10 protein-coding genes, 4 tRNA genes, 3 rRNA genes and 3 pseudogenes are annotated in these 14,624 nt (G+C 47.4%); all 20 read left to right on the top strand.

What is annotated here, in order from left to right:
* Window positions 1–225, top strand: a 225-nt coding sequence (locus CC90_RS0121960; protein ID WP_031392822.1) for a hypothetical protein, incomplete at its 5' end; no start/stop codon positions are given.
* Window positions 222–488 carry a hypothetical protein gene (locus CC90_RS0121955; RefSeq protein WP_031392821.1) on the top strand — a complete coding sequence of 89 codons (267 nt, stop codon included), beginning with the start codon at window positions 222–224 and terminating at the stop codon, window positions 486–488. The genes CC90_RS0121960 and CC90_RS0121955, both read left to right, overlap by 4 nt.
* Window positions 427–1,323: an efflux RND transporter periplasmic adaptor subunit gene (locus CC90_RS0121950; protein ID WP_031392820.1), complete on the top strand. Its 897-nt coding sequence runs from the start codon at window positions 427–429 to the stop codon at window positions 1,321–1,323. The genes CC90_RS0121955 and CC90_RS0121950 overlap by 62 nt, the downstream gene beginning before the upstream one ends.
* A 12-nt stretch (window positions 1,324–1,335) precedes the next feature.
* On the top strand, window positions 1,336–1,578 hold the full coding sequence (locus CC90_RS23940; protein ID WP_081906103.1) for an ABC transporter permease: 243 nt from the start codon (window positions 1,336–1,338) through the stop codon (window positions 1,576–1,578).
* A 17-nt stretch (window positions 1,579–1,595) separates the two neighbouring features.
* The gene (locus CC90_RS24925) at window positions 1,596–1,730 is read left to right on the top strand and encodes a hypothetical protein (protein WP_278245500.1); all 135 of its coding nucleotides are present in this window, start codon (window positions 1,596–1,598) and stop codon (window positions 1,728–1,730) included.
* A 46-nt stretch (window positions 1,731–1,776) separates the two neighbouring features.
* Window positions 1,777–2,553, top strand: a complete 777-nt coding sequence (locus CC90_RS23935; RefSeq protein ID WP_157837581.1) for an ABC transporter permease — start codon at window positions 1,777–1,779, stop codon at window positions 2,551–2,553.
* Between the two features lie 390 nt (window positions 2,554–2,943).
* Window positions 2,944–3,295, top strand: a pseudogene (tsaE, locus tag CC90_RS25225) (tRNA (adenosine(37)-N6)-threonylcarbamoyltransferase complex ATPase subunit type 1 TsaE).
* A 30-nt stretch (window positions 3,296–3,325) separates the two neighbouring features.
* Window positions 3,326–4,060, top strand: a pseudogene (tsaB, locus tag CC90_RS25355) (tRNA (adenosine(37)-N6)-threonylcarbamoyltransferase complex dimerization subunit type 1 TsaB).
* 308 nt (window positions 4,061–4,368) lie between these two features.
* The gene (locus CC90_RS24310; RefSeq protein ID WP_157837580.1) at window positions 4,369–4,509 is read left to right on the top strand and encodes a hypothetical protein; all 141 of its coding nucleotides are present in this window, start codon (window positions 4,369–4,371) and stop codon (window positions 4,507–4,509) included.
* 501 nt (window positions 4,510–5,010) lie between these two features.
* Window positions 5,011–5,922 (top strand): annotated as a pseudogene (locus CC90_RS25220) (ribonuclease Z).
* A 22-nt stretch (window positions 5,923–5,944) separates the two neighbouring features.
* Complete coding sequence (locus CC90_RS0121915) at window positions 5,945–6,544, top strand: DUF6715 family protein (protein ID WP_031390817.1); 600 nt, start codon at window positions 5,945–5,947, stop codon at window positions 6,542–6,544.
* Between the two features lie 228 nt (window positions 6,545–6,772).
* Window positions 6,773–7,816 (top strand): tRNA (adenosine(37)-N6)-threonylcarbamoyltransferase complex transferase subunit TsaD, encoded by a 1,044-nt coding sequence (gene tsaD, locus CC90_RS0121910; RefSeq protein ID WP_031390816.1) that lies wholly within the window; start codon window positions 6,773–6,775, stop codon window positions 7,814–7,816.
* A 15-nt stretch (window positions 7,817–7,831) separates the two neighbouring features.
* Window positions 7,832–8,548, top strand: coding sequence for a 2-C-methyl-D-erythritol 4-phosphate cytidylyltransferase (gene ispD / locus CC90_RS0121905; RefSeq protein ID WP_031390815.1), 717 nt, complete (start codon window positions 7,832–7,834; stop codon window positions 8,546–8,548).
* A gap of 112 nt (window positions 8,549–8,660) precedes the next feature.
* Window positions 8,661–8,746 (top strand) — tRNA-Ser (locus CC90_RS0121900).
* 111 nt (window positions 8,747–8,857) lie between these two features.
* A tRNA-Ser gene (locus tag CC90_RS0121895) sits at window positions 8,858–8,947 on the top strand.
* Window positions 8,948–9,245: 298 nt separating this feature from the next.
* Window positions 9,246–10,777 (top strand): 16S ribosomal RNA (locus CC90_RS0121890).
* A 221-nt stretch (window positions 10,778–10,998) separates the two neighbouring features.
* Window positions 10,999–11,116: ribosomal RNA gene (gene rrf / locus CC90_RS0121885) — 5S ribosomal RNA — on the top strand.
* A gap of 55 nt (window positions 11,117–11,171) precedes the next feature.
* Window positions 11,172–11,245 (top strand) — tRNA-Ile (locus CC90_RS0121880).
* Between the two features lie 32 nt (window positions 11,246–11,277).
* Window positions 11,278–11,350 (top strand) — tRNA-Ala (locus CC90_RS0121875).
* Window positions 11,351–11,690: 340 nt separating this feature from the next.
* Window positions 11,691–14,616 (top strand): 23S ribosomal RNA (locus tag CC90_RS0121870).
* Together the 16S, 23S and 5S rRNA genes with 4 tRNA genes alongside form the textbook arrangement of a ribosomal RNA operon.
* Window positions 14,617–14,624 lie beyond the last annotated feature (8 nt).

Below are 14,624 nucleotides of genomic sequence, written 5' to 3'. Positions count from 1 at the left end.
ATATCTAATATCGCGGCAGCGAACACGAAACCCGTAGTATACACTGCACAGGTATCCAAAGGAGATATAGCGCAGACGTTAAGCACCAGCGGAACAGTAACTTCCGAGGAGACGAAGACTTATTTTGCGCCTATCAGCGTGAAGGTTGGCGAGATTAATGTTGCAGCAGGAGGAACCGTACAGAAGGGGAACCTGTTATTACATACGATCAAACAGCTCTTATGAATGAGAAGAAGACAACGGAGCTTAAGCTGCAGGCCAGCGAAGGCAGCTACAATAGCTCTGTGCAGAAGAATATGGAAAGTATCGGAGATTTAGGCGAAGCGAATGTGAACCTCGATGTTTTGGAGCAGCAGATTACCGATATCGATAATTATATCAAAGAGCTTCAGCAAAAAGTGAATGACAAGAAGGCAGCCCTGGCTTATGAAGGCTCCCTGCTTCAAAATATCTCTTATCGACTGGGCCGACAAGCCGGATTCCGATGAATATGAGAATCTCCAGAAGCTTGTCCAAACGAACAATTATGAGCAGACCAATAATAAAGACATCCGCGCTTGGCAGGATGAAATTACCAAATATACAGATATGCTCAGTAACTGCAAAGAATATAAAGCCGAAATGAAATCACAGAAGACCTCCGCAGACGGCACGAAGCTGAATGAAGGCGGCAAAGAGGAACTGGAGGCGAATGTCCAGATGCAGAGTATCAGTTCCCAGACTGCATTGGATTCCATTAATGAGGTCGAGAACGGTGTATTGGCAGAGTTTAACGGTGTTGTAACCGAGATGAACGTGGTGGAAGGTGCGACACCTGCAGTAGGAACGCAGTTATTTAAGCTGGAAAGCACGGACGATATAAAAGTAACTATAGAAGTAACGAAATATGATTTGGAGAAACTCTCCGCAGGGCAGAAGGCGGTAGTTACCATCGCAGGAAGTAAATATGACGGCGAAGTGAGCAAGATCAATAAGATGGCCACGAAGAACAACAGCGGCGCTGCAGTAGTAAGCGCAGATATTAAGATTCTGAACCCTGATGAAAAAATATTCCTCGGAGTAGAGGCCAAGATTGCTGTCGATACAGCAAAGGTAGAGCAGACATTGATTGTTCCCGCGAGCGCAGTGAATACGGATGTGGATGGCGATTTCGTATATGCGGTGGAAGACGGATTTGTCGTTAGAAAACCTGTAACCACGGGAATTTCAGATAGTATGAATATAGAGATTACGGAAGGTCTGGAGGAGGGCGCTCAGGTAATGACCGAGGTATCCGCGGGAATCACAGAGGGAATGGCAGTATCGGCGGTACCGCAAGAATAAAGGAGAGCGAAGATGACACAGGTATTGGAATATGTTAAGATTGCTCTCATGAATATTAAGAGCAATAAAGGCCGCTCTTTCCTTACGATGCTCGGTATTATCATTGGTATCTCTTCTGTTATCATGGTCATGGCCATAGGTAACGGAGTAAGGGGGCAGGTAAATGACGAACTGGAAAGCTTAGGAGGCGGGCAGATCGCGATTTATGTGGACAGTGCAAAGAAGGAAACAACGGTCGCCTTCACTCAGGGATGATTTTGATTTAATTATGGGTGAGGGTAGATCATGTAAAGGCGGTAACCGCAAGCTATAATGCTTACGGAACGGCAGAAGGCCCCAAAGGAGATTTCGATGCTACTCTTTCGGCGGTAACGAAGGTCTTCAGTATGCTTCTTCGGACCCGATAGTCAAGGGAAAGTATTTTTCCAAGGGGGATGCGGAAAGCGGAAATAAGTGTGTGTTATCACAGAAAACAGTGCGATTACACTATTTGGCACAACGGACGTTATAGGAATGAGTTTCGATGTGACGCTGTATGGAATTACGCAGGAGCTTACAATTGTGGGAATCAGACAGGACAATGCCTCCAGCATTGTAAACATGATGATGGGCGAGCCCTCCCTTCAAGTAGAGGTTCCGTTGACGGTGTTGGGCTATAATTACGGCTATTGGATAGAAGATTTCAGTCAGTTTTATATTGTTGCAGAGAGTTCGGAATATTCCGCGGATGTAGCCAAGGAAGCAGTGAATATACTGGAAAATAAGTATAACGTACGCGGTGAAAGCCAGATTTTGGTACAGAGCTTTACGGATTTAAGCTCGCAGTTCGACAGCATTCTGGGTGTCATTACCATATTTATTTCCTTCGTGGCAGCAATTTCACTTCTCGTAGGAGGCATCGGAGTTATGAATATCATGCTGGTATCCGTAACGGAACGTACAAGAGAAATCGGTATAAGAAAGGCACTGGGTGCGAGAACGGGTTCCATTCTTCTGCAGTTTTTAGCAGAAGCGGGAATCATCACCTTGATGGGTGGCGTGATCGGCATCTTGCTCGGTATACTCGGAGCGAACATTGTTTGCGCAATTGCCGGAATTACAGCGAGAACTCAAATATCTACAATTCTGGGCGCAACCGTATTCTCTTCGGCGGTAGGTCTTTTCTTCGGTATCTATCCGGCAAAAAAAGCAGCGAAGTTAAGTCCTATAGAAGCGCTGCGTCACGAATAACCGAGAAGAAATGGAACGGTATTAAACAAGGGCATAGCGATTGCCTTTGATGTTACCCGGTTTAGACCATCCGCCGGGGAGTTTGGATAAGGGCTTGCACTTTAAGCGAATTTCAGTATAATAAAATAATGAATGGTAAGGCACCTGCCATAGCAGGTGCTTGTTTATGTAATGGGAAAGTGCTCCTATTACATAACTATGGATGCGCAGCTACGCGCGGAATAAAAGTATGCTGCCAAAGAATTCGACTTCGGAAATGACAAAAGCATACCTTGTTCGAATATGAAATCGGTAAAATGCAATTTTGCCGCTGATGAGAGGAAGGAGCAGAGCTATTCAGATGAAAGTGATTCGTTCAGTGCGAAAGAGACCTTTGCTCTCGGGCAGCAGATAGGGAGGCAGCAGAGCCGGGAGAGGTCTATACCCTGGTAGGCGATTTGGGAGTAGGGAAGACCGTTTTTACCCAAGGAGTCGCGAAGGGGCTGGGGATACAAGAGCCGGTAAACAGTCCGACCTTCACTATTTTGCAAGTATATGAAGAAGGCAGGCTTCCCTTTTATCATTTCGACGTCTACCGCATCGGTGATGTGGAGGAGATGGATGAAATCGGCTATGAGGATTATTTTACGGAGACGGCATATGCTTTATAGAATGGGCGAACCTTATTGAGGAGATATTGCCGCAGCGTTATAAAGAGATCACGATATGCAAGGATTTACAGAAAGTCTGGATTATCGCTTGATACAATAGAAGAAAAAGAAAGAAGCGCACAATGAAAATATTAGCTTTGGACAGTTCCGGGCTGGTGGCCTCCGTCGCAATAGTGGAGGACGATGACCTGATTGCGGAATATGACATTCAATATAAAAAGACCCATTCGCAGACGCTTTTGCCGATGCTGGATGAAATAAAGAAAAATGATAGATTTGGATATGTCTGCGTTGGATGCGGTGGCTCTTGCCGCAGGGCCGGTTCTTTTACCGGACTCAGAATCGGCTCGGCACGGCGAAAGGCCTGGGCTTGCCTTGGCATACCGCTCATTGAGATTCCTACTTTAGAAGGTCTGGCGTACAATTTGTACGGGCAAGAGAATATATCTGCCCGATTATGGATGCCAGAAGGGGCAGGTATACACGGGGGTTTATGAATTTATAAAAAATGAGGATTTAGAGAAAGATGGCTATCGGCTGCAAGAATAGAGTCTCAGTGCGCAGTGGGAATTGAGAAATTGCAGCAAGGCTGAATCGTTTGGGGAAGGAAGTCATATTTTTAGGAGATGGAGTACCCGTATTCAGAGAACAGCTTAGGCTCTTAATGGAGGTTCCCTACCACTTTGCGCCGGCACACTTAAACAGACAGCGGGCGGCATCGGTAGCGGCGATTGGTGGCATTTATTATAAGTCGGTAAAATCGTGGATGCAAGGATCATGCTCCTATCTATCTCCGGCTGTCTCAGGCAGAGAGGGAGCGGAGTGAAAAAGAGCATGAAAGCAAGAGTGAAAAATGAATTTTCGTTTTCCATGATTTGTATGCGTGTTAAAGCATGCAGATGGGATCCAAGAATGAAAAAAAATAAAAATTACAAATAGTAAGTGAGTAAGAGGGATTCCGGTTGATTATAGTAAGGCGGATGGAAGAAAAAGATATACTCCGGGCAGAAGAATGGAAAAGGATAATTTTCCGAGCCATGGTCACAAAAGGCTTTTCGGGAGACGATACATCTGGATTATGCCTATTATTTTGTGGCAGAGGAGGGTGAGTCGGTCATAGGAATTTGTGGACTTAGGAATATTGCGGGAGAAGGAGAAATCACCAATGTGGTGTGGACAAAAACTACAGGAAGCAAGGAATTGCCGAAATGCTCTCGAAAAAGCGTTGGATGAGGGCAGGATGCATGGCATCGAGGCGTTCACCTTGGAGTCAGAGCGGGAAACGAGCCTGCTATTCGTTGTATAAAAAGCTTGGTTTGAAAGTGAAGGCATTCGAAAAAATTTTATGAAAATGCCGAAAGAAGATGCCCTGATCATGTGGAAAAGATAGGAAAGGCACGAAACAATTACACTGTTTTTGCCTTATGGATCATGTATAATTACAGATATAGAACGATGGATTTAGTACATCTTGGGAGGATGAGACTATGCGTAAATATCTGGATGAAAAAAAGACGGAGCTTCAGCCGTTATTTGTAATCATTGTAAAAAAGAATTATTGGTAGAAAATGGAATTTTAAAAGAAGGATGTCTGGAAATCAACGCTTCTTTGGATATTTCAGCAAAAAGGACGGCAAAATCACAGCTTCGATTTGTGCGAAGACTGTTACGATGCAATGATTGCCAAGTTCAGGATACCGTGGATTGTACAGATATTAAAGAATTTCTATGAGTGTTTATACTCATTATCGCACTGTCTGGAAACCGTTGCTCCGATTCTGAACGAGGCGTCAGGATAGGAGTGTTCATGTTAGATGTTTGTTTGTTAGGAACTGGAGGAATGATGCCGCTTCCTCATAGATGGCTGACTTCCTTAATGGTAAGGTATAATGGAAAAAGTATATTGATTGATTGCGGGAAGGAACGCAGATTGCCATGAAGGAAAAGGGCTGGAGCCCAAAGCCTATTGACATTATCTGTTTTACCCACTATCATGCGGATCATATTAGCGGACTGCCGGGAATGCTTCTCACTATGGGAAATGCGGAACGGACAGAGCCGCTTCTTTTAGTGGGACCGAAGGGATTGACCCGCGTAGTGTCGGCGCTGCGGGTAATTGCACCGGAATTGCCCTTTGAAATAGAGTGTATGGAGTTGACGGGAGCCGGAGCAGAGCATTGAGCTGGATGGCTTCCGGATAGAAGCTTTTCGCGTCAATCATAATGTGATATGCTATGGATACAGCATCTCAATCAATCGTATCGGGAAATTCCATTTGGAAAAGGCGATGGAGCTTAACATCGACAGAAGGTATTGGAATCGTCTGCAAAAAGGAGAATGCGTGGAAGTGGATGGACAAACCTATACTCCTGATATGGTATTAGGTGCCGCGAGAAAGGGCCTTAAGGTGACCTATTGTACGGATACCAGACCTACGGAAAGCATCGTGCGAAACGCAGCGGGGGCCGACCTTTTTATTTGTGAAGGAATGTACGGAGAACCGGACAAAAAAGAAAAGGCGAAAGAATATAAGCATATGACCTTTTATGAGGCGGCCGAACTGGCTAAGGAAGCGGATGTGGGACAGATGTGGCTGACCCATTACAGCCCGTCGCTTGTACGGGCGGAGGAGTTTATGGACGCCGTAAGAAAGATTTTCCCGCGTGCCGTTGCAGGCAAGGACGGCAAGACCATAGAGCTTATGTTTGAGGAAGATTAGAACTTGAGTGAAGGAGGTGCGCATGGGGAGGCCTAATAATAAAAAGAAAAATGGACAAAAAAGCATAGGCAAGACAATAATAATAGGAATCATTCTTGTGGCACTTTTGGTAAGCTTTTATTATTATGTGTCTGCCAAGGCGGATCGGGATAAGGCGAAAGAAAGTGATAAGGTTACGAAGACTGAGCAAATGCTTCAATACGATTTCGATAAGAAATATCCGCCGTCGCCCAAAGAGGTAGTAAAGTATTACAGCGAGATTACCCGGTGTTTTTATAATGAAGAGAACTCGGAAGAAGATATTTATGCGCTGGCCATGCAGATCCAGAAGCTTTATGATGAGGAGTTGACAGGAAATCAGACGGAGGAAGAGTACCTAGAGAAATTGAAAGTTGAAATCGCCTCCATGAAGCAAAACGGACTCATCATTTCCAGTTACTCCATTTCTTCTAGTACAGATGTGGAATACTATACTGAGGACGGCCATGAATGGGCTAGCTTATACTGCGTATACGGCATCCGGAAGGGAACGGCCGTAAGGAACAGCAACGAAAAGTTTCTGCTTCGAAAGGATGAAACGGGCCACTGGAAAATATACGGCTGGACATTGGCTGATAATTGATGATAGAGGATATGGCTCTAAGTGTGAAAAGAAATTCTAAGATGATAAAGTACATCATCTAAGGATTTCTATAGTTTCAAGTGTGAAAAGAAATTCTAAGATGATAAAATACATCATCTAAGAATTTCTATAGTTTCACACGGAAGAAGCATCTCTGAGCCTTCTTCATGGATTGTTTGTGCCGCAGCGCGGCATGTTTACAAGGTTGAAAGGAGCGTGAACATAAGGATGAGCAATGAAATAAAAAGCGATAGGGATGTGCTGATTCTTGCAATCGAAAGTTCTTGTGATGAGACGGCGGCTTCCGTCGTTAAAAATGGCAGGGAGGTACTCTCTGACGTCATTTATTCTCAGATAGCGCTTCACACGGTGTACGGCGGAGTCGTGCCTGAGATTGCGTCTCGCAAGCACATCGAGAAAGTCAATCAGGTAATTGAGCAGGCACTTTCGGAGGCGGGAGCAGAACTGACAAATATAGATGCGATAGCTGTTACTTACGGGCCGGGGCTTGTAGGCGCGCTTTTAGTAGGAGTGTCGGCGGCAAAGGCTATCAGCTTCGCCTCAGGTATTCCGTTAATCGGAGTACATCATATTGAGGGGCATATCAGTGCAAACTTCATTGAAAACAAGGAATTGGAACCTCCCTTTATTTGCCTGGTCGTATCCGGCGGACACTCTCACCTGGTAGTGGTGAAGTCTTATGGCGAATACGAAATCATAGGGCGGACGAGAGACGATGCCGCTGGAGAAGCCTTTGATAAAGTGGCGCGCGCCATAGGGCTTGGATATCCGGGCGGCCCTAAAATCGATAAGGCAGCAAGGGAAGGTAACCCGGAAGCAATTCGTTTTCCCCGGGCGAAGGTGGAAGGATCAGAATACGACTTCAGTTTCAGCGGCTTAAAATCGGCGGTGCTGAATTATCTGAATTCCTGTGAAATGAAGGGAGAGGAGATAAACGTCTCGGATGTTGCGGCCTCTTTCCAGAAAGCAGTTATAGACGTGCTGGTAGAGCATTCCCTTGCCGCAGTCAAAGAATATGGATACGATAAATTCGCTATTGCAGGCGGAGTAGCATCCAACAGCGCGCTCAGGGGAGCTTTGGAGAAGGAATGCGCAAAAAGAGGCGTTGCATTTTATTCGCCTTCTCCTATATTCTGTACAGATAACGCAGCGATGATTGGTGTGGCCGGTTACTATGATTATATAAGAGGAATTAGGCACGGTTACGATTTAAACGCGGTACCGAACCTGAAATTGGGTGAGAGAATTTAGCGAGAGGGATTAAATTTGAAGACGAAATGTGCAGCAGTCGTATTGGCAGCCGGGCAGGGAAAGCGAATGAACAGCAGCGTGCCCAAGCAATACCTTTGCATCAAGGATAAGCCGGTACTTTATTATTCCCTGAAAGTTTTTCAGGAGAGCTTCATAGATGAAATCGTGCTGGTAACGGCGGAAAGCGATATTGAATATTGTAAAAAAGAAATTGTGGAAAAATATGGATTCCATAAGGTTTCCCATATAACTGCAGGCGGCAGGGAGAGATACCATTCCGTCTTTTCTGGAATAGAAGCGGCAGGTGAATGCAGCTATATTTTCATTCACGACGGGGCCAGACCTTTTGTGACGGAAGAAATTTTAGAGCGTGCTTACGCAAGCGTCAGTGAATATGACGCGTGTGTCATAGGTATGCCCTCAAAGGATACTGTTAAATTAGCGGATAAAAATGGCTTTGCCTCTACGACGCCGAAGCGGGATTTCGTATGGACGGTGCAAACTCCTCAAGTGTTTTCCGCGTCTTTAATAAAAGAAGCCTACGGCATTTTGATTCGGGACGAGAAGCGCCTTCTGGCAGAGGGAATGAATATTACCGATGATGCTATGGTTGTGGAGACTTTTACAGATACAAAGGTAAAGCTTGTGAAAGGGAGTTATGAAAATATAAAAATCACAACTCCTGAGGACTTAAAAATAGCGGAAGCCTTTTTGGATAAAGCCGGTAAATAGCGCCTTAAGAACGAGGGCTAAAAATCTTTTAAGAAAAGTTGTGAAAAGTTGTTGACACAGCACTCCTTTTTTGCTAGAATAATTTTTGCGCTGCTGAGCGGTGCACGAACATGGAGAGGTATCGAAGTGGTCATAACGAGGCGGTCTTGAAAACCGTTTGTCCGCAAGGGCGCGTGGGTTCGAATCCCACCCTCTCCGCTGGAGATACCTTCTCCGCCGAACATGTTGTCAGTAAACGGATAACATTATAAACCGCATAAGAAGTAACAAGAAAACAATCGTTATCTTATGCGATATCAGCTTTTATTTGGAGAAGTACCCAAGATGGCTGAAGGGACACCCCTGGAAAGGGTGCAGGTCGTTAATAGCGGCGCGAGGGTTCAAATCCCTCCTTCTCCGTACCGTATTTATTATTCATGCGGTTGGTAATTTTTCAAAGAAAATTGCCTGAAATGAACCTTGACAAGTAAACAGTAATACAACCCTGAAAATTCTGAAATACCTGCACGGCTCGAAAGAGCAAGTAGCAGGAAATGAATGAAAATTCAGAGAACGGCATCCGAAAGGATGCAACCTAAAAAAACAGTAAAGAAGTCGTAACGAGTAGAGAACACTCGCATCGGAGTCCGTAAGGAACAAAGATGATGACTACGGGAAAAGATTAGCCAATGTTAATCTTGGATCGGAGAGAACTTTTCAACATGAGAGTTTGATCCTGGCTCAGGATGAACGCTGGCGGCGTGCCTAACACATGCAAGTCGAACGGAGTAATTAAGCGGAAGTCTTCGGATGGAAGCTTAGCTACTTAGTGGCGGACGGGTGAGTAACGCGTGGGCAACCTGCCCTGTACCGGGGGATAACACTTAGAAATAGGTGCTAATACCGCATAAGCGCACGGTCTCGCATGAGACAGTGTGAAAAACTCCGGTGGTACAGGATGGACCCGCGTCTGATTAGCTAGTTGGTGGGGTAGAGGCCTACCAAGGCGACGATCAGTAGCCGGCCTGAGAGGGTGACCGGCCACATTGGGACTGAGACACGGCCCAAACTCCTACGGGAGGCAGCAGTGGGGAATATTGCACAATGGGGGAAACCCTGATGCAGCGACGCCGCGTGAGTGAAGAAGTATTTCGGTATGTAAAGCTCTATCAGCAGGGAAGAAAATGACGGTACCTGACTAAGAAGCCCCGGCTAACTACGTGCCAGCAGCCGCGGTAATACGTAGGGGGCAAGCGTTATCCGGATTTACTGGGTGTAAAGGGAGCGTAGACGGCAGGGCAAGTCTGAAGTGAAAGCCCGGGGCTCAACCCCGGGACTGCTTTGGAAACTGTCCGGCTGGAGTGCAGGAGAGGTAAGTGGAATTCCTAGTGTAGCGGTGAAATGCGTAGATATTAGGAGGAACACCAGTGGCGAAGGCGGCTTACTGGACTGTAACTGACGTTGAGGCTCGAAAGCGTGGGGAGCAAACAGGATTAGATACCCTGGTAGTCCACGCCGTAAACGATGATTACTAGGTGTCGGGGGCTATTAGACCTTCGGTGCCGCAGCAAACGCAATAAGTAATCCACCTGGGGAGTACGTTCGCAAGAATGAAACTCAAAGGAATTGACGGGGACCCGCACAAGCGGTGGAGCATGTGGTTTAATTCGAAGCAACGCGAAGAACCTTACCAAGTCTTGACATCCCAATGACAGCATATGTAATGTATGTTCCCTTCGGGGCATTGGAGACAGGTGGTGCATGGTTGTCGTCAGCTCGTGTCGTGAGATGTTGGGTTAAGTCCCGCAACGAGCGCAACCCTTATCTTTAGTAGCCAGCAGTAAGATGGGAACTCTAGAGAGACTGCCGGGGATAACCCGGAGGAAGGTGGGGATGACGTCAAATCATCATGCCCCTTATGATTTGGGCTACACACGTGCTACAATGGCGTGAACAGAGGGAAGCGAAGGGGTGACCTGGAGCAAATCCCAAAAAACACGTCTCAGTTCGGATTGTAGTCTGCAACTCGACTACATGAAGCTGGAATCGCTAGTAATCGCGAATCAGAATGTCGCGGTGAATACGTTCCCGGGTCTTGTACACACCGCCCGTCACACCATGGGAGTCGGAAATGCCCGAAGTCTGTGACCTAACCCGCAAGGGGAGGAGCAGCCGAAGGCAGGTCTGATAACTGGGGTGAAGTCGTAACAAGGTAGCCGTATCGGAAGGTGCGGCTGGATCACCTCCTTTCTAAGGAAGAAGAAGTAAGGGTTGTATTACTGTTTAGCTGTTAAGGAAGTGGAATGAGTAATGAGTAAAGAACACTCATAACGAGTAGAGAACACTCGGAATGAGTAAAGGACACTCATAATGAGTGAAAAATACTCATAGAACACTCAGGACGCTTAAGAAAGATAATATCCTGGAGGGCGAGAGCTTACAGGAAGAAGTCAAGGAAGCTAAGAAAAGATTCTGGTGGCGATGCGCTTAGGGGAGACACCCGTTCTCATCCCGAACACGAAGGTTAAGACTTAAGCGGCCGATGGTACTATGCTGGAGACGGCATGGGAGAGCAGGTGGCTGCCAGAATAAAACAAGTAAAAAAGAATAAAGAGCAAAGTGAAGGCTTTAAAGACTTGACTTTGGGCTTATAGCTCAGCCGGTTAGAGCGCACGCCTGATAAGCGTGAGGTCGGTGGTTCGAGTCCACTTAAGCCCACTGGCGGATGCACGACTGTAGCTGCCAGAAACGGGGGCATAGCTCAGTTGGGAGAGCACCTGCCTTGCAAGCAGGGGGTCGAGAGTTCGAATCTCTCTGTCTCCATCGTCGAAGGACTGTAAAAAGTAAGGACTACTCTTTCGGAGTAAGGACTACTTGTAATCGTTACAGGAAAACGACGGAAAAAGGGAAGGAGCAAGCATTGTTCCTTGCCGGAAAAGAACCGTACCTTGAAAACCGAATACCGAAAAACAATCAAGTATCAAAGACATCCGAGGTCCATCCGAAAGGGTGGCCAACAAGTGGAAACACTTGTATTTATAAATGTTAGAGACAAAAGTCTGACGAAAGTCAGGCGCTGAACGAGTAAAGAACACTCGTAAGAGTGGAACTGCTCGTAGACAGCAGACCAGCCTGCGTTCCTCACGCTAGAGGAATGAGAACAGGTTAAGCAAGAAAGAGCACAGGGTGGATGCCTTGGCACTGAGAGCCGAAGAAAGACGTGATAAGCTGCGAAAAGCTGCGGGGAGGAGCAAATATCCTACGATCCGCAGATATCTGAATGGGGAAACCCACATAAGAAGACCTTATGTATCCCTACATGAATCCATAGTGTAGGGAAGGGAACCCGGTGAACTGAAACATCTAAGTAGCCGGAGGAGAAGAAAACAACAGTGATTTCCGAAGTAGCGGCGAGCGAACCGGAAGGAGCCCAAACCGGAGTGCGTGCACTCCGGGGTTCGGACCGCATCAACTGATTCAGGAAGGGTAACGGAATGGTCCTGGAAAGACCAGCCAGAGAGGGTGAGAGCCCCGTACGTGAAACCAGACCTGACAGAGCGGTATCCAGAGTACCACGAGACACGAGAAACCTTGTGGGAATATGCGGGGACCACCCCGTAAGGCTAAATACTACTCAGTGACCGATAGCGCATAGTACTGTGAAGGAAAGGTGAAAAGGACCCCGGGAGGGGAGTGAAAGAGAACCTGAAACCCTGTGTTTACAAGCTGTGGGACCACGTTAAGGTGGGACCGCGTACTTTTTGTAGAACGGTCCGGCGAGTTGTGCATACTGGCAAGGTTAAGCACTTAAGGTGTGGAGCCGAAGGGAAACCGAGCCTTAATAGGGCGCAAGTTAACTAAGTTAACTTTTAGTCAGTATGTGCAGACCCGAAACCGGGTGATCTATCCATGTCCAGGTTGAAGTTGCCGTAAAAGGCAATGGAGGACCGAACGCACATCCGTTGAAAAGGGTGGCGATGAGGTGTGGATAGGGGAGAAATTCCAATCGAACCCGGAGATAGCTGGTTCTCCTCGAAATAGCTTTAGGGCTAGCCTCATAAAGAGTCTTGCGGAGGTAGAGCACTGAATACCCTAGGGGGCGTCAAAGCTTACCGAAGGTTATCAAACTCCGAATGCCGTGAAGATGTTATATGGGAGTCAGACTGCACGAGATAAGTTGGGCAGTCAAAAGGGAAAGAGCCCAGACCTACAGCTAAGGTCCCAAAGTGCGTGTTAAGTGGAAAAGGATGTGGGATTTCAAAGACAACTAGGATGTTGGCTCAGAAGCAGCCACACATTCAAAGAGTGCGTAATAGCTCACTAGTCGAGAGGTCCTGCGCCGAAAATGTCCGGGGCTAAAACACGACACCGAAGCTTAGGAATCATACGTTTCGTATGATTGGTAGAGGAGCATTGCTGATGCAGGGAAGCGGTACCGTAAGGAGCCGTGGAGCGTCAGGAAGAGAGAATGCCGGAATGAGTAGCGAGAAAGAGGTGAGAATCCTCTTGGCCGAATATCCAAGGATTCCAGAGTAAAGCTGATCTGCTCTGGGTAAGTCGGGGCCTAAGGCGAGGCAGAAATGCGTAGCCGATGGACAACAGGTGGAGATTCCTGTACTGCATAATGACAGAACTGTAGGGACGCATGTGGAGCGCATGAGCCGGGAAAGGAAATACCGGTGCAAGCGAGGTAGGAGAGAAAGAGGCAAATCCCTTTCTCAATCCAAAGGCGTGATGCGGAGCGAAATAAAGTAGCGAAGCATGCAAGCCATGTGCCAAGAAAAGCTGCTATTGTTCATTATGTACCCGTACCGTAAACCGACACAGGTGGATGAGGAGAGAATCCTAAGGCCGGCGGGAGAAGCATTGTCAAGGAACTCGGCAAAATGACCCCGTAACTTCGGGAGAAGGGGTGCCCCAGAAATGGGGCCGCAGAGAATAGGCTCAAGCAACTGTTTAGCAAAAACACAGGTCTATGCAAAACCGAAAGGTGAAGTATATGGGCTGACGCCTGCCCGGTGCTGGAAGGTTAAGAGGAGAGGTTAACACGAACTTGTTCGTGTGAAGCCTTGAATTTAAGCCCCAGTAAACGGCGGCCGTAACTATAACGGTCCTAAGGTAGCGAAATTCCTTGTCGGGTAAGTTCCGACCCGCACGAAAGGCGTAATGATTTGAGCGCTGTCTCGACAATGCACCCGGTGAAATTGAAGTACCAGTGAAGATGCTGGTTACCTGCGCCAGGACGGAAAGACCCCATGGAGCTTTACTCCAGCTTGATACTGGGATTCGATGCTGTATGTACAGGATAGGTGGGAGGCAATGAAGTGGAGACGCCAGTTTCCATGGAGCCAATGTTGGGATACCACCCTTGCAGTATTGGATTTCTAACCGAGGGCCATGAATCTGGCCCCGGGACAATGTCTGGCGGGGAGTTTGACTGGGGCGGTCGCCTCCGAAAGGGTATCGGAGGCGCTCAAAGGTTCCCTCAGAATGGTCGGAAACCATTCGCAGAGTGCAAAGGCATAAGGGAGCTTGACTGCGACACCGACGGGTGGAGCAGGTAGGAAACTAGGACTTAGTGATCCGGTGGTATAAAGTGGGATTGCCATCGCTCAACGGATAAAAGCTACCCTGGGGATAACAGGCTTATCACTCCCAAGAGTTCACATCGACGGAGTGGTTTGGCACCTCGATGTCGGCTCATCGCATCCTGGGGCTGTAGTAGGTCCCAAGGGTTGGGCTGTTCGCCCATTAAAGCGGTACGCGAGCTGGGTTCAGAACGTCGTGAGACAGTTCGGTCCCTATCCGGCGCAGGCGTAGGATATCTGAGAGGAGCTGTCCTTAGTACGAGAGGACCGGGATGGACGGACCGCTGGTGTATCTGTTAGGTACCAGACCTATGGCAGAGTAGCCAAGTCCGGCAGGGATAAACGCTGAAGGCATCTAAGCGTGAAGCCCCCCTCAAGATGAGATATCCCCACGAGCAATCGTGTTAAGACCCCTTGGAGAGTACGAGGTAGATAGGCTTAAGGTGGAAGCGCAGCAATGCGTGTAGCTGATAAGTACTAATCGGTCGAGGGCTTATCCTTGTAAGGCT

The organism is Kineothrix alysoides (assembly GCF_000732725.1).
In the GTDB taxonomy this organism is placed as follows: Bacteria; Bacillota; Clostridia; order Lachnospirales; family Lachnospiraceae; genus Kineothrix; species Kineothrix alysoides.
The sequence above is the reverse complement of the archived record's forward strand: the minus strand, read 5'-3'. Positions and strand labels throughout refer to the sequence as shown.

What these genes read in the sequence shown, in the direction of transcription:
- CC90_RS0121955 (WP_031392821.1), top strand. Translation starts at nt 222, where the DNA reads ATGAATGAGAAGAAGACAACGGAGCTTAAGCTGCAGGCCAGCGAAGGC.
- CC90_RS0121950 (WP_031392820.1), top strand. Translation starts at nt 427, where the DNA reads ATGAAGGCTCCCTGCTTCAAAATATCTCTTATCGACTGGGCCGACAAG.
- CC90_RS23940 (WP_081906103.1), top strand. Translation starts at nt 1,336, where the DNA reads ATGACACAGGTATTGGAATATGTTAAGATTGCTCTCATGAATATTAAG.
- CC90_RS24310 (WP_157837580.1), top strand. Translation starts at nt 4,369, where the DNA reads ATGTGGTGTGGACAAAAACTACAGGAAGCAAGGAATTGCCGAAATGCT.
- CC90_RS0121915 (WP_031390817.1), top strand. Translation starts at nt 5,945, where the DNA reads ATGGGGAGGCCTAATAATAAAAAGAAAAATGGACAAAAAAGCATAGGC.
- tsaD (WP_031390816.1), top strand. Translation starts at nt 6,773, where the DNA reads ATGAGCAATGAAATAAAAAGCGATAGGGATGTGCTGATTCTTGCAATC.